Raw genomic sequence first — 18,553 nt, 5'->3', positions numbered from 1 at the left:
GACAATCACGATGCAACGTGATCATTCAGCAGCACTTTTTAGCCCAACCCCTTTGGGACTTAAATTAATCAGTTGGCGCTATTACCTCAGCGCTGCAATAACTTTCTACACGCTCATCAGCCAAAGTGCAGCCTTTGATTTAGGGCTGTGGCTGTTTATGGGCGGGTTGTTTGGTGCGATTGCTTGGCTACTTGCTTGGGTTGGCAATGGCCTGAGCAAACACAAATCTGAGGCTCGCCGAACTGCGGTGATACTTGAAATGTTGCGGATCATTGGTTGGTTATGGAACATGTCGTGGTTTGGGCTGATCAATTGGGTCGTAAGTTGGGTTTGCCTATGGTATCTCACCCGCCAAAAGCTTGTAGTTTTGTGCAACCGTTAAGCAGTTTGTGCGTATCAGCCTGCGAACCTTCTTTTGAATTGGAGAGAGTATGTATAGCGTTCCCGCAAATCAAACCAAATTGCCTGCCCCACTTGGTCTCAAGCTCGTTGGTGTGCGATATGCTCTAGGCACACTGCTGATGGCCGGATTAACCCTATTGCTTGGGTTTGAGTTGAAAACATGGTTTGGGCCAGACTTCTTCATCCCGTTACTGCTGGTATTGGCCTATACTGGCATAACCGTGTTGTATGCTCGGGTTACTTGGGGCATTTTTAAACAACGCGAGCGTGCCCGCCGGCTTGGAGTTTTCCTTGAATTTCTGGCGTTGGCACTTTCAGCCTTTGATCTGCTAACCGGAAGTCTTGCACTATCGGATTTGGTTTCAATTGGCATCAGCATTGCGGTCATTTGGTATTTACGCCGAACTGAAACCTTAGATTATTTCTACGAAGCCTAAATCAAATTGTGTTAAGAACCTCCATACGAAGGAATTTTGTTACTATGCAACAGATTCAGCAAGTAAAATACGGTAAAAAACCATTAGGGATTCTTTTGATTGGTTTTATATTTGCAGCACGAGCTACCTTTACAGGCGGAATGATGTTGATTTTTGCGCTAAGATTTCTTGATCTGCCGCCAGGCTATTTGCTGCCATATGGCTTTATGGTACTGTTTTATGGAGCTTTTACATTTTTACATGTCAAAATCGTCCAAGGTCTATTTGGGTTTCGCGAAAAAATTAGAAAACTTGTGGTTATCTTGGAATCAATTATTGTGGTTTTATATTGGATTTTACGATTTTTCTTTGATTATGAACCAGAACTATGGCAAACTATTTCGATAATGATTAGTATGTTGATTATTTGGTATTTATCGCGCGAAAAAACTCGCGCATGGTTTGCCCCAAACAAATAAAATGAGCAACATTAAATCGAAAAAGCAGTAGCATCAAACTACTGCTTTTTTATTACGAAATATTCGTTTTCTAGGCAGTGACAAATAAAGCGCGACGATATACTGCTTCTAGCTCTCGCGCCAAGACATCGTAGCCAAAATTGCTGGCCACTCGTTCGCGGGCGGCTTGGCCCATCTGCAAACGCCGAGTCGGATCTTCGCCCAACTCTTGGATCGCTTGAACAAAGGCTTGGACATTATCCAATTCGCAGAGCAGCCCAGTTTCGCCATGATTGACCACTTCGGGCAGCGCCGAGGCATTGGTGGTGATTACGGGCTTGCCACAAGCTCCCGCCTCGGCTGCAACAATCCCAAAGCCTTCAACTCGCGCCGGAAACAGCAATAGATCACAGGAACGATAGGCCGCAATCAAACCGTCACGGTCGGGCGTGCCGATCCGCACCATCTGCGGATGCGGCGGCGCTGCCTGTACCCCTTGAAACGACTCAGTGTAATACAACACATATTGCGGCCCAAGTTGATCCATAATTTTAGGCAGCAGATCAAAACCTTTGCGCCGTGTGCGATTGCCAACAAACAGCAAACGAATCGGCGCAGCATGCGCAGGCAAATCGTTGGTGCGCTGAAAATCAGGGGCTGGTGTAAAAGCTTCAGTATCAATCCCATCGTAAATCACGGTAGTCGAGCGATCGCCGTAGGTTAGGCGGGTTTGCTCCTGCGTGTAGCGGCTGACACAAATCACCTCATCAGCTAAGCGTACCGATAAGCCATCATAGGTTTTTTCGACCAAGCGATAAAACAAGCGTTGTTGCGGCGAGCTATAGGGCTGAAGCAGCGGATCGGTCACGATGTGATGCACGGTCGTGACCAATGGCAGGCCTGGGGCACGTAAGGCCCATGCGCAACGAGAACGCGCCTGAACCAGATCATGGCCTTGCCACCAATTGCGGCCAAGCGCCAATTTTGCAGCCATTGGGGCAAAGTTAAATAGGTGCGATAAACGGCGTAAACTTGGTTGATGGCCAGCTCGTTGCATCGAACGGGTGATATTTTGAATGCCAATATCAACGCCGCCCTTGCCGAGCGGCGAGATGTAGAGGGGTTTTAGCATAAATGTCTGCAACTTCCTCGTGCGGATTAGGGCTTAGGAATGGCAACCGAGGCGCGAATTGTTACTTCGTAGCGGATACCACTAGCATCAGTGCCGATATTGCGGGGATTTCCACCCACAAAGGTCATCAATGCCTCGTTGATTTTAGCAGTATTGCCAAATTCAGCAACTATTGCTTGGCGATATTGTTGTTTCAGTTGATTGGCAATCTCGGTATCGCTTGTGCCTTCAACAACACTCACCACAATATTGCGCTCAACCCAGCGGGTGGTTGCCGCCTGTGGAATTGGCGTAACGCTGGTGGCTGTGCTTGAGTTGAACAAATTCAAGATCTTTTGATCCATACCTGGAATGCCGAGCGCCAGCAATACCCCAACAATCAAAATTGTTAGCAGCGGAATCCATGGCCGGAAGCGCTTTTTGGGCTTGGCGCTTGGCTTGGGTTTCGCTGGCAAGGGTTGGCTTTTGGGCTTGGGTTTGGGTTTGGTACTGCTGGTTGGCGCAGCCTTTTGCGGTTGCGGAATCGCGCCAACACTGGCGGCCATGGCTGGTTTTTGTGGTTTTTGTTCCAGAATCACCGTTGCTTGGGGCTTGGGTTTAGGCTTAGGTTTGCGCAATGATTCCAAGGGCAATGCGGCGCGAAATGCTGCTGCACTTTTCCAACGCTTGCTAATTTCCATTTCTAAGGCTTTGCTGATGGCCTGCTCGGTGGCCAGCGAAACGTTGGGTGCAAGCTGGCGCACTGGTGGAAAGGAAAAGGGCGCTTCATCACGTGGATCGCGACCTGTTAATAAATGATGCAAGGTCGCGCCCAAAGCGTAAATATCCGATTGTGGTGTAGCTTGGCCTTGATATTGCTCGGGCGGCGAATAGCCAGGCGTGCCAATTAATGTGCCGCGCTCGTTGGGCTGAAACAATTTGGCGATGCCAAAATCAACAACTTTAACATTGCCGGTTTTACGTTCGATCATAATATTGGATGGCTTGACATCGCGATAGATCAAACGCCGTTCGTGCAAATAATCGAGCACATTGGCAATTTGCTCAGCCCAGCGCAACACAGTCGGTTCATCGAATTGCTCATTGGCTTGGTGGCGCTGCAAATCTTCTAAATCGTCGCCCTCAACAAAATCCATCGCGAGGTAGTAGCGCCCACCATGCAAAAAATCGCCATATACATGGGGAATTTGCGGGTGCTGCAATTCGCGTAGAATCGAGGCTTCTTCTTTAAAACGTTCAATCGCTTCATCCCGTTCGGCTTTATCGTTGAAACGATCGATCAATGATTTAAGCGCGTAGCGTTTGCCACTTTGATCGGTGGCAGCATAGACCGCGCCCATGCCGCCTTCCTTGATGGCACGAGTGATGCGATAGCGATTGTTCAAGACTATATTATTGCCACATTGCTGGCAGAATTTGGCATCATTGCGATTATCGGTGCCACAGATTGGACACAACGTTCGCTCGGTTGCTATACTCATATCTATGGTTCCTTAGGCTCAGCACCATTTCCTGCTGTATGCTACGCTATGCTATGAGCAACTGTTGCACAGTCTAACACAGAAGTTTCAATGATGGCAGCAATCCTCAATTAACAAATTATTGGTGTATGGAGGGTGATGATGGCTTTATCAATTGATGCAATTTACGAGTATGCCGAGGCCTTGATTGCGCGTAAAACGCTTGATGGTGGTCAAATTGAATTACGCCAGATGCAGCGTTTATGTGAATTTTTGGCCGATCTGGCCCGGCAAGCCGATGATTCAGCCAATGCCCAACGCTTTGCTCATTTAGCGCAGGCTGTGAAAGGAGCTTAATCATGTTAACAATTGAGTTTATTCAACAACACCTACGCCAAGCAATTGCCGAAGCGATTGAAGCCAAAAACCCAGCCGAATTGGCCCATTTGCAGCAAATGGCAGGCCTATTAATGAAACCCGCCCACTTGCATAACGATTCGGAAACTGAATATGCCTTGCGTTTGCTCGCCGCCAAAGCCGCCAATGCCCGCGAGACACTACTGAAAAAAGAGGACGACTAATGGAACTTGAACATGCAATGGCCTTGCTCAATGGGCTTAATTTGCATTATGTACGGGCGGGCAGCGGGCCGTTGGTGGTGCTATTGCATGGCTTTCCTGAATTTTGGTATTCATGGCGGCATCAAATTCCAGCTTTGGCCGAAACCCACACGGTGGTTGCACTCGATCAACGTGGCTACAACCTCTCGGATAAACCAGCGTTGTGGCAGCACTACACAATTGATTTATTAATTGATGATGTACGGGCGCTCATCGAGCATTTGGGCTTTGAGCGAGCGACAATTGTGGGCCACGATTGGGGCGCAGCAGTAGCTTGGATGTTTGCCATGCGCTATCATGGGTATGTTGAACGTTTGGTAATTATGAATGTGCCGCATCCGCTGCTGATGGCCAAAAATCTTTGGACTAATCCACGCCAAATGCTACGTTCGTGGTATATCTTTGCCTTTCAAGTACCCCATTTCCCTGAGTGGTCGGCCAAACGCAACAACTTTCAAGTGCTGACCAAAGCCTTAACTGGCGCAGTCCAACGGCCTGGGGTATTTAGCGCTGAAGATATTCAGGCCTATCATCAGGCTTGGGGCCAACCTGGAGCATTACGGGCGATGATTCATTGGTATCGAGCCTATGTACGCCAAGGCTTGCGCTATCTACGGCAACTATCGACGCATCATATTCATGTGCCAACCTTATTAATTTGGGGCACTGCTGATACGGCGCTTGGCCAAGAATTAACCTATGGCACTGAGCGCTATGTGACCGATTTACGCATCCGCTACCTAAGCGATGTGAGCCATTGGGTACAGCAAGAAGCGCCCAATGAGGTGAATGCTGTGTTGATCCCATTTGTACGGGGTGAGTGGTAGAACCATGGTGAAGCAGGGTAGACCAGATGTCTACCCTCCAAATAAGGCGCTAGTCATCCTGACGAACCTGTGAAGCCTTGCTATGATCAGCCTTGCGCAATTGGCCGATTATGAAAGGTGGTAGCTGCATGAGTTTTCTGCAACAATCTGATGCCGATGCTGTGCCAACTATCGCCCTCGGGCAGCAAGCTACGCCTTGGCAATTGGCACTCAATCAGTTTGTAACCTGGGTTGCCAACGAAAGTTTAGGTTCTGAAAGCCTAGCCCACTATTTTAAGCCTTGGCTAACCCACCTAACTACATGGTTACTGTTTATTCCTACCGATCCTAAAACCTTGCTGCAAAGTTTTGTGTTGGGCCAACCAGATCGCTATCAACAGTTAGCGCAAGCAACCCGTTTAGCTTGGCTAGAGCAGTATTATTTCAACGCTCCACAGGCGCTTTTAGCTCCTCAGCGTTTGGCTAAACCAACCGAATTTGGTTTACCATTGCCTAGCACAAACGAACCAGTTTGGCTCATTCCCTTACAAGCCTATGATCGTTTGTGGGGCATTGTCGTGCTCGAAATCGCTGAGGCTAGCCCACCAAGTGAACATCCGCTTTATGTCATGTTAGCCCAAGCGATTGCCAATCTCAGTCTGCATTTGGATGCTCGCTATGCCCGCGAATACGAGGTGCAAGCCTATCAACGCATGCAGATGATGAGCGAATCGTCGCATATTTTGGCGCACACTGGCTTGAATTTGGATCGAATGCTGATGGCGTTGAGTAAGCATTTGTGCCAGCATTTTAGTGATGGCTGTATGATTCAAATTCTGAGTATGAGCCAAACCAACCAGATTCAGCAAGAGATTTTTCATCATCAACAAGCCGACTATCGCACTCAGCTCTATCGCATGTCGGCAGAATGGGCTGATCAGCTAGCGCCTGATTCATTACGCTATCAAGTGCTTATTTCGAATCAACCTTTAGCATTAAATATTTATGAACATCAATTACTACTTGAATCGAGTGAATTCCAACCGCTGTTAGGTGAATATAAGTTACACAGTATACTTATGGTTGGACTCTATTGGAATGAACATCCAGTTGGCATATTAAGTTTATTGCGTACTCACATCAATTTGCCGTTTATGCAAGAAGATCTTGAGATTGCTCGTGATATTGGCACGCGTTTTGTTGAAGCACTCGAACAAACCCGTTTATATGCTGAGTTGCGTGAACAAGAACAGGCATTAATGCTGATGGTTCGGCGTTTAGAAGAACGAGTTGAGGAACGTACAAATGAGCTATCAAATATTAATGTCCAGCTCAATCGCGAACTCGATCGGCGACGGAAAACCGAAGAGGCCTTAGTCGAGAGTCAAGCCTTATTGCGCAGTTTCTATGCTAGCACTCCGGTGATGATGGGTGTGGTTGAAATTACCCCAGAAGCTGATTTAGTCTTGCTGACCGCAAATACTATGACGGTTAAGCAATGGAATCTTGCACCAAACTATTGTGAAATGACCATGATCCAGCTTGGGATACCCCAAACCGATATTGATCGCTGGATTCAATATTTTCAACGTAGCCGCACCAAAGGCCAGCCCGAACGCTTTGATTATAATGATCCATTCGATCCAGCAATTATGTATACTGCAACAATTGGCCCAGTCAATACCGCTTCACCAATTGGCCAACGTTTTTGTTTTGTGCTCGAAGATATCACTGCAAGTCGTAATCTCCAGCAATCGTTGGAAGAAAGTAAGCACCTTGTCGAACAAATTAATGCTTCGATTCCATGTATTGTCTATAAATATGATGTAAAGCTCAATCAAATAACCTATATCAATCGCTCATTAGAATCGATGCTTGGGTATGCAGCGAGCGAAATGCTCGAAATGCAAGAAATGGATTTACGTAGCTTAATTCATCCTGATGATTTAATCCAAATTGATGCTTATTTGCCAAGTTTGTATACTTCCAAGCCAGGTACAATTATTCAAAACCGCTTTCGAATTAAGCATCGTGATGGCCAATGGCGCTGGATTATTGGCTATGATACGGTATTTCAAACTGATGAAACAGGATATGCTACCTCAATTCTATCGGCATTGCAAGATGTCAGCGAGCTCTATTCGCATCGTGAACAATTGCAAGCATCATTAGAAGAAAAAATGGTGTTATTGCAAGAAATTCATCATCGAGTCAAGAACAATTTGCAAATTGTTTCAAGCCTGCTCAATTTACAAGCTCGCCAAATTAGCGACAGAGATACCCGTGATCGTTTTCTTGAAAGCCAAAGCCGCATTCATGCAATGGCACTTGTGCACGAACAACTCTATCGTTCATCAGATTTACGGTATATTGATTTAGCCGAATATATCAAGCATCTTGTGCAGTTTTTTCGACGATCACATACTAATCGTCCAACAATTTCAATTAATCTAAGTGTTGAGCCAGTCAATCTAAATACTGATACAACGATTCAGTTGGGATTAATTATCAACGAATTACTGACTAATAGCTTCAAACATGCCTTTATTGCCCAAGAGACCGGCTTGATTTGGCTGAAGGGAAGCTATGATCAGCAGTTTGTTGAGCTAGAAATTGGCGATGACGGCATTGGGATGCCACTTGATCGTCAACCATCCAACTCGATGGGGCTTGAATTAGTCCATGCCCTGATTCGCCAACTTGGTGCCTCGATTCAGCAACTTTCAACGGCTGGCACTGTGTTTAAGTTAACAATTCCACGTAAATAAAGGACCAGATATGAGCAAAGCAAACATTGTGATAGTTGAAGATGAAGTAATTGTGGCCTTGGATATGGCGCAAGCGCTCAAGGCAGCGGGCTATAACGTGATTGGCAGCTTTAGTTGCGGTGAAGCTGCGCTCGAATTTATTGCCGAACAATGCCCCGATTTGATCGTGATGGATATTCATTTGCAGGGCCAACTTGATGGCATCAGCACCGCCGAACAGATTCAGAAACGTTATGGCTTGCCGATTATTTATCTGACCGCCTACTCTGACCCAGAGACTTTGAGCCGCGCCAAGGCAACCGAACCGTATGCCTATTTGGTCAAGCCCTTTGAAGATCGCGATTTGCTGAGTGCAATCGAAATGGGTTTATATCGCCATCGGGTCGATCAACGCTTGCGGCGCATGGAACGTTTATATTCAAGTACCTTAAACAGCGTTGACGATGCAATTATCACAACAGATATTCATGGATTGATTAAATTTTCCAATCCGACTGCTAGTATTTTGTTAAATCGACCGAATGATGCCTTAATTGGCCAATTTATTGGCGATGTAGTTAATTTGCTGGATCGTGAAACCAAAATAACCTATCAATTCGATTTAGCTTATTTAATTCAACAAACGAATCATCATTTACTATTGCCACGCCAGATTCTGGTCAATGACCAAGCTGAATTTGTGGTCGCGCCAAGTATTTCGCAAATTCGCGAAGAAGATGAAGCGATTGCCGGTATTGTTTTAGTGCTGCGTGATATGCGCGATCTTGATGCGGCTGAGGAGCATATTCGCCATCAAGCCTTGCACGATGCGCTAACTGGCTTAGCCAATCGGAATGTTTTTATCAACCGTTTGCAATATATTCTTGATCATTATCATTTGCACCATCATCACGCCGTACTATTTATTGACCTTGATCGATTCAAGATTATTAATGATAGCTTAGGGCATATTGTTGGTGATAAATTATTAATTCAAGTTGGCCAACGTTTAGAGCGTTGTATTCGCTCGCATGATTTAGTAGCACGGCTGGGTGGCGATGAATTTACCATTTTGCTTGATGGAGTTAATGATCTGCATGATGTGTTACGAGTTACCGATCGTTTATTAAGCGTTGTTGCCGAGCCATATCATATTGATGGCTATAAAGTTTTTACCGCAGCCAGCATTGGAATTGTGGTGATTGACGATCATTACAAGCATTATCACGAAGTTTTGCGCGATGTCGATAGCGCGATGTATCGAGCTAAATCGCAAGGTCGTGGTTGTCGCGCAGTATTTGATGAAGAGATGCATGTTGAGGCCTTGCGCACGCTGCAACTTGAGGTCGAATTACGCCGCGCGGTTGAGCGTGATGAATTATGTTTGCACTATCAGCCAATTATCAAACTAGCAACCGGAGAATTATCGGGCTTTGAGGCCTTGTTGCGTTGGAATCACCCGACTCAAGGCGTGATTGGCCCAGCTTCGTTTTTTGCCATTGCCGAAGAAACAGGAATTTTGGCTCAAATTGGCTGGAAACTCTTACGCGAATCGTGCCAACAAATTTGTGCTTGGCAAAACGAGTTTCAGTTTCATCCGCCCTTAGAATTGAGCGTTAATTTTACCCATCGTCAATTTTTCCAAGCCAATCTGATTCAACAAGTTCAAAGCATTTTGGCTGAAACTGGCATGCCTGCGCGACATTTGTGCGCCGAAATTACCGAAGGCGTGATGATGCAGAGTAATCGCGCGGTCGAAGTGATGCACGAATTGCATGATTTAGGTGTGCAAGTGCATATCGACGATTTTGGCACTGGCTATGCCTCACTAAGTTTGTTGCATAGTGCCCCAATTGATGTTTTGAAGATTGATCGGACGTTTATTCAGCCCGAGAGCGGAGCCAGCAAGCACTCAATCGCTCAGTTAATTAGTTTGATGGCACGCTCGTTGGGTTGTGCCGTGGTCGCCGAGGGTGTGGAAGATGCTCAAACCGCCCAAATGTTGATCGAAATGGGTTGTGATTTTGGCCAAGGCTGGTGGTATTCCAAAGCTTTGCCACCAGAAGAAGCGCGAGCATTAATTCGCAACTTTGCCCAAGGTACCGTAATGGTTCCACTGAATGCCAAAGTTGCCCAATAGGAGTCTGATTAAACGCCGTATTTCGGATAGATTGCTGCTCGATACCAGTCTAGGCGGTTATGACTGATTACCTCTCACCATACACTAACCCTCCTACAACTTAACTTCCATCACAATCGTCAGCGTATCCAAGGCGTAAGCAGGACTTGAACATCCTGTTTACGCTTCAGTTATGTTTGAAACCCTAAAATCAACAGCTTAAACCTCACTAAAACCCTATGCAATATTGGGCATAATTGCTAAAATTTAGGCTTGACATTTAGATTATGATGAAGTATATTTAGTGAAATTCTACTAAAATTTTAGATAAAATTTACAGAATTTTACAGCAGCAGTTGGGGTATGGCCTAAATGCACAGCGTGCCAAGCGTGATCATAACCTGAATTGAGTTGCTGAAACTATTCTAAATTTTTCAATAAAGTTGCTTGATAACCAAAGTGTTATTTTATGGCATCATGAGAGCCTATTCAAAGGTGACTAGGAGAACATGTATGACACAGCGGATCACGATGGAAGACATTGCGCGGCAAAGCGGTGTCTCGTTGGCCACAGTATCATTAGTATTACGCGACAAGCCTGGGATTAACGACGAGACACGCCGCCGCGTGTTGGATATTGCCCGTGATCTTGGTTATCGCAAGCGCTTGAATCATGAGAAGTTGGTTTCGCAATCGTTGCATAATGCAGGCGTAATTGTTAAGGCCTCAATTGGCGACGACAGCCCACTAACCAACCCATTTTATGCCCCGATCGTCGCAGGTATCGAAGCAGCCTGTCGCAAAATGCATATTAACTTGATGTATGCCACCGTGCCAGTTGATATGGATAATCATCCTCAAGAGATGCCTCGTTTGCTGTCAGAAGATCATCTTGATGGGGTATTGTTGGTTGGCGCATTCGCCGATGCAACCATCACCAAACTCTTGCAACGTGAGGGCATTCCGGCGGTTTTGGTCGATGGCTACTCGCATGAACACGTCTATGATTCAGTTGTTTCGGATAACTTCCGCGCCGCTTACGAGGCAGTCAGCTATCTGATTAGCTATGGACATCGTCATATTGGCCTGATTGGTACAGCCAAAGAGGCCTACCCTAGCATCGCCGAACGGCGCAAAGGCTATATTCAAGCCTTAACCGATCATGGCATCCAAGAGCAGTATTTTGGTGATTGCCTACTCACAATGCATGAAGGTAGCGATACTTCCAGCATTCTGTTGCAACGCCATCCACAAATCACGGCGCTTTTTTGTGCCAACGATATGATGGCAATTGGGGCAACCCAAGCCGCTCGGGCTTTACATCGCCAAATTCCTCAAGATTTATCAATTATTGGTTTCGATAATATTGATCTGGCGCAGCATGTTGCCCCAGCGCTTACCACAATGCATGTCGATAAAGTGAGCATGGGGCGCTTTGCAGTGCAATTGTTAGCCAACCGAGCCGAATACCCAGAACAGGCTCCGGCCACAATCTCGCTGCGGCCACGGCTGCTTGAACGCCAATCAGTTCAACGTTTGCAACCACCAAAGTAGGTTGCCTTGTAGGAGTATCAGCTATGGAAGCAGCGACGCTTCAATCCACCACCATCCTTGGAAGTGCGCTCCCCTCAATTCCATGGGAAGAACGTCCAGTCGGCAATTCAGATGTTGTTTGGCGCTACAGCGGCAATCCGGTGATTCCGCGTGATGCCATCCCCACCTCAAATAGTATTTTCAACAGCGCTGTTGTGCCCTTCAACGATGGCTTTGCTGGCGTGTTTCGCTGCGATGATAAACGCCGCGTGATGAATATTCACCGTGGATTTAGCAAAGATGCCGTCAATTGGGAGATCGATCCCAAGCCTTTGGAATTTTTGGGCGATCCCGAAGTTACGGCCTTTGAATATCGCTACGACCCCCGTGTCTGTTGGATCGAAGATCGCTATTATGTCACCTGGTGTAATGGCTATCACGGCCCAACCATCGGCGTAGCCTATACCTACGATTTTGAAACATTCCATCAGTTGGAAAATGCCTTCTTGCCGTTTAATCGCAATGGGGTGCTCTTCCCACGCCGAATCAATGGCAAATATGCCATGGTCAGTCGCCCCAGCGATAACGGCCACACGCCATTTGGCGATATTTACTACAGCGAAAGCCCCGATATGGAACACTGGGGCAAACATCGCTTTGTGATGGGCACGAAAGGCGGTTGGCAAAGCACCAAAATCGGCGCAGGCCCAACTCCGATCGAAACGACCGAAGGCTGGTTGTTGTTCTATCACGGCGTGTTAAATTCGTGCAATGGCTTTGTCTATAGCTTTGGGGCAGCCTTGCTCGATTTAGAGCAGCCATGGAAAGTGCGCTATCGCACCGCGCCCTATCTGCTGGCACCCCAAACCTTATATGAATGCGTTGGCGATGTGCCGAATGTGGCCTTCCCTTGTGCTGCCTTGACCGATGCCGCCACAGGCCGAATTGCCATTTATTATGGCTGTGCTGATACCGTTACGGGCATCGCCTTTACTCAAGTCGATGAAGTGCTGAGCTTCCTCAAGGCTAATTCAGAAGTCTAGAATGTTCTAGTACTAGGCTATTCGGTCTAGAGCGGCGTTCCCAACGAGGTAGGTTGTTCACCTAACGTACCTACCTCGTAATAGGAAGATTGATGCTGGCCCAAGGGATAGCGCTGGACTTGCACTAACATATATACTTAACTATGTTTGGGAAGGGTTATCGATGCACAACCTACCAACCCCCAAACAACCTGCATCGATGCATGTATAGGCCAAGGGAGGTCAGCGTTATGCACCGTAAGCCATCTCAGCCACACCGCACAGTTCGTAGCCTAGGATTCAGCTTGATTGTCCTGCTGATTTTAGCTGCCTGTGGTCAAGCAGCCACGCCACCAACCCAAATCAACCCAACTAGTTTACCCACCGATACGCCCCCAACCGCCGTGCCCGACCTCGCCAACTCGGCAGATAAGGCCTTAGTCATTTGGTCAACCGGCTCAGAGGTTGAGGCACTTTCAATTCAAGCAGCCGCCGATGTCTTTGTCCAGAAAAATCCTGGGGTCTTGATTAAAGTTCAAGCCTTGCCCTGGAGCGATGCCCATACTCAAATGCTTGAGGCTATCGCCGCTGATCGTGGGCCGGATCTGATGGCTGGCGGAATGTCGTGGGGCATCGAGTTTGGCAAACTTGGTGGCATGATCGATCTGCAAAAGGCTTATCCCAATGTAGTAAGCGATGTTAAGCAAAAGATGTTGCCACAACTCCAAGATTCATTATTCTTGGATACGGGTGAGGTCTATGCATTACAACTTGATGTGGCGCTCATGGGGATGTTCTATCGCACCGATCTGCTGCGCGATTTAGTGGGCATGGAGCAAGCGCCCCAAAACTGGACTGAACTGACCAAAGTGCTCGAAAAAGCCCGCACGATCAATAAAAAAGGCTTTGCGATTGGCTGGGATAACGCTGGCTGGATCAGCTACTTTACCTTTTTATATTCGGCTGGCGGCAGTTTGTATAACGACGACTGCTCTAAAGCGACGATTAATTCGGCGGCTGGCTTGCAAGCATTGACCTACTTCCGCGATCTCTACACCAAATATCAAATTCCCACCGATACTGCCCTTGATATTGAAGGCGGACTCGAAAGTGGCGATTATCTGGTGAGCTATGCTGGAACATGGAGTGTTGCGAGCATCGAATTCAATCGGCCTGAATTGGCAGGCAAATGGGCCTTAGCTCCGCTGCCCAAAAGCCCCAAAGGCCAAAGCGTCGCGTTCCTTGGCGGACGGGTCATCGGCGTAATGGAAGCCTCGCAAAACAAAGACATCGCAGCAGAATTTATTCGCTTTTTGTATACTGAAGAAGCGGTTGCCGCTCAATCGGCCTATGCGCAAAGCGCCAATAATTATTATGTGCCGCCAAGTTTGCCCTTGCTGAGCGCCGCCAAAATGCCGAGCCATATCGAAGCTGGCTTCCGTGGCTTGTTAGAGCAATCGGCAGGTCCACCCAAGTGTGTCGGCTGGGAAGAAAGCACCACCGATGTCCAAAAACTATTGCAAGAAGTCGTGTTCAACAACGCTGATCCCCAAGATGCTTTAGATCAAGCAGCGGAGGTCATGAATCGCAATTTACAACAATAGGGTTATAAATTGCGCCGCTTCGGGATTTGAAGTTGTACAGGGGGATTTATGCGTCGATGGCTTTATCGCTTACACCTATGGCTGGTTCTGCTGCTACTGATTGCAGCCTGCACCCAAGCTGGCGAATCGGGTGGCAACCAAACGCTGAGCTTACGTACCTTAACCGGCAATGCTGCGGTTTTTGGCACAATTGAGTTGGCGATTGATACCACTATCACCGTTGCCAATCCTTACGATCCCAATCAAATCGATCTGATGGTGAGTTTTATCTCAGCAACGGGCCAAATCTATCGCGTGCCAGCCTTTTGGTATCAAGATTTTGATCAACTTTCGCTGCAACCCAAAGGCAACCCTGAGTGGCGAGTGCGCTTCACGCCGAGCGAACCAGGGGCATGGCAAGTCAAGGCCGAGCTAGCCAAGCCAGCCCTGAGCAGCGATGTGATCACGATTGAAGTTTCGGCGAACAAGCAATCACCTGGCTTTGTGCGGATCAACACCAGCAATCCACGCTATTTCGCCCGCCAAGATGGCACATTCTTTATGCCGATCGGCCTCAATTTGGGTTGGTCTACCCAACAAGGCACGGGCATTTTGCGCGAATACGAACACTGGTTTGATCAATTAAGCAAAAACGGTGGCAATATTGCGCGAATTTGGATGGCCTCGTGGTCGTTTGGCATCGAATGGCAAGATACCGGCTTGGGCGATTATTCCAAGCGCATGCAACAAGCGTGGATGCTCGACCAAATTTTCAAATTGGCCGAACAACGCAACATCACAATTATGTTAACTCTGATCAACCATGGCGCGTTCAGCACCAGTACTGATTCAGAGTGGGATAGTAATCCGTATAACGCGGCGAATGGCGGGCCAATTGCCGAGCCACGCTTATTTGCCACCGACATTCAATCGCGCGAATTTTTCAAGCATCGCGTGCGTTACATCGCGGCGCGTTGGGCCCACTCACCGAGCTTGTTTGCCTGGGAATGGTGGAACGAAGCCAACTGGACACCGATCAACGATGCCTTGATGCAGCCATGGATCAGCGAAATGACCCGTCACTTGGCGCAGTTTGATCCCTATCAACATTTGGTGTCGACCAGCTACGCCAGCAATACCAGTACCTCGATGTGGGCACAACCAGAGATCAACTTCACCCAACACCACGATTACACAGGCCGCGATTTAGGCCAAGCCTTCCCCTTAGTGATCCGTGAGTTGAATGCCGCAGCACCACAAAAACCAGCCTTAGTCAGCGAGCTTGGCTATGCTGGCACTGGGCGCGATGAGGTGATCAATCGAGATGTGTGGCAGTTTCATCAAGGCTTGTGGGCCGCACCATTCAGCGGCTTTGCTGGCAGCGGCATGTATTGGTGGTGGGACACCTTGGTCGATCCCGACAACTTGTGGAGCGAATACAACAAGTTGGCTGAATTTTTCAAAGACCAAGATCTAACTGCCTACAATCCAGTTGTGGCCCAAGTGTCACCGTTGAAGGCGCGAGCCTTGGCCTTACAAACCAAATCGCAGGCCTTGGTCTGGGTACGCAGCAACGAATATGAGCCTGAAGCATTAACCAAAGCCTACGAAGAAGCGCTCAAAAAGCGTGAATTTAACGATACATGGGAATATGTACCACCGACCTACGCCGATTTGACGCTTAAGCTGAATGGGCTAGAGGCCGGAAGCTACCAAGCAACCTGGTACGACCCGCAAACTGGTGCATGGTCGCAACCAACGACGATTACCCTTGAAGCGAACCAATCCAGCATTGCTGTGCCAAGCTTCAATTACGATTTAGCCTTGAAATTAATCAAGCAATAAGCTTTATTGCAAGGCAAACATTGGCCATGTAGGTGTTGGGTCGTCGCTATCAGTTGCACAATTATCAATCAGTTGCGTGCGTGATAGTGGCGCTCAGCGGCCTATGTGGCTTTTTATTGGCAAAAATAGCCCGAAGGATGGTTTCATGCCACATTATGGCTTCAATTTACAATGGATGTATCATTATGTTCCAGGCCAGTTACCAGCCGAGCCTGACCATAAAGCCTTAAACTGGATCGCCAAACAAGGCTTTAATTTCATTCGGATTCCAACTAATTATTGGTTTTGGACTCGCGATTGGCAGTATACCAACCCTGATGAGACGATCATCGGGTATATTGACCGTTATATCGCAGCATGTCGTGAATATGGCCTGCATGTCAGCCTTAATTTGCATCGAGCGCCCGGCTATTGTATCAATGGGAACGATCTCGAACGACATAATTTATGGCTGGATGCCGAAGCTCAGGCAGGCTTCGTGTGGCTGTGGGAGTATTTCGCCCAACGCTACAAGGGTATTTCGGCTAGCGAATTAAGCTTCGATTTGCTCAACGAACCGCCCAACGTCGATCAGTATGGCTTGACGCGACTCAACCATGCGGCGATCATGCAACGGACGGTCGCAGCAATTCGCGCAATCGATCCCCAACGGGCGATTGTGATCGATGGGCTTGGTGGTGGGCACTTGGCGATGCCTGAACTCGCTGATTTGGGCGTAACCCACAGTGGGCGCGGCTATCAGCCAATGGCGGTGAGCCACTATCAAGCGAGTTGGTGGGATGGTCACGAAGGTTTAGCAGAACCAACCTACCCGGTAACCTGGTACAACCATTATTGGGATCGGGCCGGCTTAGTCGAATTTTACCAACCATGGCGCGACGTACAAGCGCGGAACGTCGCCATCCATATTGGTGAATTTGGCTGCTACAACCGTACCCCCAATGATGTTGCCCTGCGTTGGTTCCGCGATCTGCTCAGCGTTTATCAAGAATTTGGTTGGGGCTTCGGTCTCTGGGAGTTTGAAGGAGCATTTGGAATTATTAATCATGGCCGACCACATGCTCGCTACGAAGTTGTTGACGGCTACTCCGTTGACCGTGATTTACTCGATTTGCTCCTCGCTGCCCGTATACCCGAAGCGCCAGAAGGAATACAATAATGGCGAATCTCGTAGATGGCGGCTTTGATCATGGCTTGCGCGAAATGTGGCAAGCGCAGTTTCGCGATGAAGTGTTGGGCAATATTTTGCCATTTTGGGCAAACCACACGCTTGATCACGAGCACGGTGGCTTTTATGGCGGCTTAACCAACGATCTGACAATCCATAATGAGTTTCCTCGCTCAGCCGTATTATGTGGCCGGATTCTCTGGACGTTTGCCTGTGCCTATCGCATGCTTGGCGATCCCCGCGATTTGGCGGTGGCTGAGTATGCCTATGCCTACCTTAAACAGGCTTTTTGGGATCAAACTTACGGCGGATTGTATTGGTCGATCGATGCCAATGGCCAGCCGTTGGCCGACCATAAACAAACCTATGCTCAATCGTTCGCTATCTACGGTTTGGCTGAATATGTCCGAGCGACAGGCGATCAGAGCGCCTTGGAATTGGCCCAAACTCTGTTTCACTTAATCGAACATCATGCCTTTGATTCAGTCTATGGCGGCTATATCGAGGGCTGTGATCGGGTTTGGCAACCATTGGGCGATAGCCGCCTGAGCAAGCTCGAGCCAGAAGCCCGCAAAACCATGAACACCATGTTGCATATGATGGAAGCCTATGCCAACTTGCTGCGGGTTTGGGACGTGGCTGATGTACGTCAGCAATTAGCTAGCCTGATCGAGGCCTGCTGCGAACATATTATCGACCCTGTGCAAGGTCGCTTTCATCTCTTTTTCGATGACCAATGGAACCACCACGAACATGGCATTTCCTATGGCCACGATATTGAAGGTAGTTGGTTGTTAATGGAAGCCGCCCATGTGCTGGGCGACGAACACTTAATTGCCAAGGCCGAAACTTTAGCACTTGGTATGGCCGATGCAGTCTATCGCAATGGCCGCCACGCCGATGGCAGCATTATTCACGAACGTGCTCCCGATGGCTCGATTAATTTGGAGCGCCATTGGTGGCCACAAGCTGAAGCCGTTGTTGGCTTCTACAACGCCTATCAGGCCACTGGCAAACCAGAGTTTGCCCAAGCCGCCTATGATAGTTGGAATTTTATTCAACGCTATTTTATCGACCACGATCATGGTGATTGGTTCAAGATTTTGGATGCTCAAAACCAACCGTTGGGAGCGATTCCAAAAGTTGGGCCATGGGAATGCCCGTATCACCATGCTCGCGTTTGTTTTGAAATGATCGAACGTTTAGCTGAACACAATGTGAGTGTTCAGATGCGAGGGTAAC

Annotated in this window: 16 protein-coding genes; 14 read left to right on the top strand and 2 right to left on the bottom strand. The window is 48.0% G+C overall.

The window, feature by feature from the left end; translation table 11 throughout:
* The first annotated feature begins 10 nt into the window (after positions 1–10).
* Genes ABEB26_RS08630 through ABEB26_RS08620 form a run of 3 tightly spaced genes read left to right on the top strand, consistent with a single transcriptional unit; the run spans position 11 to position 1,297 of the window.
* A complete protein-coding gene (locus ABEB26_RS08630; protein WP_345721566.1) occupies positions 11–382 on the top strand; it encodes a hypothetical protein in 372 nt (123 codons plus the stop codon).
* A gap of 49 nt (positions 383–431) precedes the next feature.
* Positions 432–839, top strand: coding sequence for a hypothetical protein (locus ABEB26_RS08625; RefSeq protein WP_345721565.1), 408 nt, complete (start codon positions 432–434; stop codon positions 837–839).
* 44 nt (positions 840–883) lie between these two features.
* Positions 884–1,297, top strand: a complete 414-nt coding sequence (locus ABEB26_RS08620) for a hypothetical protein (RefSeq protein ID WP_345721564.1) — start codon at positions 884–886, stop codon at positions 1,295–1,297.
* 70 nt (positions 1,298–1,367) lie between these two features.
* On the opposite strand, the gene ABEB26_RS08615 is transcribed toward ABEB26_RS08620, so the two are convergent.
* A complete protein-coding gene (locus ABEB26_RS08615; protein ID WP_345721563.1) occupies positions 1,368–2,408 on the bottom strand; it encodes a glycosyltransferase family 4 protein in 1,041 nt (346 codons plus the stop codon).
* A gap of 26 nt (positions 2,409–2,434) precedes the next feature.
* Positions 2,435–3,889 carry a protein kinase domain-containing protein gene (locus ABEB26_RS08610; RefSeq protein ID WP_345721562.1) on the bottom strand — a complete coding sequence of 485 codons (1,455 nt, stop codon included), beginning with the start codon at positions 3,887–3,889 and terminating at the stop codon, positions 2,435–2,437.
* Positions 3,890–4,027: 138 nt separating this feature from the next.
* Here ABEB26_RS08610 and ABEB26_RS08605 point away from each other — a divergent pair, with 138 nt between their 5' ends.
* The 11 genes from ABEB26_RS08605 to ABEB26_RS08555 all read left to right on the top strand — a co-directional run bounded on the left by ABEB26_RS08605 (position 4,028) and on the right by ABEB26_RS08555 (position 18,552).
* A complete protein-coding gene (locus tag ABEB26_RS08605) occupies positions 4,028–4,225 on the top strand; it encodes a hypothetical protein (protein ID WP_345721561.1) in 198 nt (65 codons plus the stop codon).
* 2 nt (positions 4,226–4,227) lie between these two features.
* Positions 4,228–4,449: a hypothetical protein gene (locus ABEB26_RS08600; RefSeq protein WP_345721560.1), complete on the top strand. Its 222-nt coding sequence runs from the start codon at positions 4,228–4,230 to the stop codon at positions 4,447–4,449.
* The gene (locus tag ABEB26_RS08595) at positions 4,449–5,315 is read left to right on the top strand and encodes an alpha/beta fold hydrolase (protein ID WP_345721559.1); all 867 of its coding nucleotides are present in this window, start codon (positions 4,449–4,451) and stop codon (positions 5,313–5,315) included. Before ABEB26_RS08600 ends, ABEB26_RS08595 begins: the two co-directional genes overlap by 1 nt.
* Positions 5,316–5,443: 128 nt before the next feature.
* Positions 5,444–8,062: a histidine kinase dimerization/phosphoacceptor domain -containing protein gene (locus ABEB26_RS08590; protein WP_345721558.1), complete on the top strand. Its 2,619-nt coding sequence runs from the start codon at positions 5,444–5,446 to the stop codon at positions 8,060–8,062.
* A gap of 10 nt (positions 8,063–8,072) precedes the next feature.
* A complete protein-coding gene (locus tag ABEB26_RS08585) occupies positions 8,073–10,181 on the top strand; it encodes a two-component system response regulator (RefSeq protein WP_345721557.1) in 2,109 nt (702 codons plus the stop codon).
* Between the two features lie 492 nt (positions 10,182–10,673).
* On the top strand, positions 10,674–11,714 hold the full coding sequence (locus ABEB26_RS08580; protein ID WP_345721556.1) for a LacI family DNA-binding transcriptional regulator: 1,041 nt from the start codon (positions 10,674–10,676) through the stop codon (positions 11,712–11,714).
* 23 nt (positions 11,715–11,737) lie between these two features.
* Complete coding sequence (locus ABEB26_RS08575; protein ID WP_345721555.1) at positions 11,738–12,736, top strand: glycoside hydrolase family 130 protein; 999 nt, start codon at positions 11,738–11,740, stop codon at positions 12,734–12,736.
* A gap of 230 nt (positions 12,737–12,966) precedes the next feature.
* The gene (locus tag ABEB26_RS08570) at positions 12,967–14,319 is read left to right on the top strand and encodes a sugar ABC transporter substrate-binding protein (protein ID WP_345721554.1); all 1,353 of its coding nucleotides are present in this window, start codon (positions 12,967–12,969) and stop codon (positions 14,317–14,319) included.
* Positions 14,320–14,367: 48 nt separating this feature from the next.
* Positions 14,368–16,143: a DUF5060 domain-containing protein gene (locus tag ABEB26_RS08565; RefSeq protein ID WP_345721553.1), complete on the top strand. Its 1,776-nt coding sequence runs from the start codon at positions 14,368–14,370 to the stop codon at positions 16,141–16,143.
* Between the two features lie 145 nt (positions 16,144–16,288).
* A complete protein-coding gene (locus tag ABEB26_RS08560) occupies positions 16,289–17,302 on the top strand; it encodes a glycoside hydrolase family 5 protein (RefSeq protein ID WP_345721552.1) in 1,014 nt (337 codons plus the stop codon).
* Positions 17,302–18,552 carry an AGE family epimerase/isomerase gene (locus ABEB26_RS08555; RefSeq protein ID WP_345721551.1) on the top strand — a complete coding sequence of 417 codons (1,251 nt, stop codon included), beginning with the start codon at positions 17,302–17,304 and terminating at the stop codon, positions 18,550–18,552. Before ABEB26_RS08560 ends, ABEB26_RS08555 begins: the two co-directional genes overlap by 1 nt.
* The last annotated feature ends 1 nt before the right edge of the window (position 18,553 follow it).

It is taken from the genome of Herpetosiphon gulosus (genome assembly GCF_039545135.1).
In the GTDB taxonomy this organism is placed as follows: domain Bacteria; phylum Chloroflexota; class Chloroflexia; order Chloroflexales; family Herpetosiphonaceae; genus Herpetosiphon; species Herpetosiphon gulosus.
The sequence above is the reverse complement of the archived record's forward strand: the minus strand, read 5'-3'. Positions and strand labels throughout refer to the sequence as shown.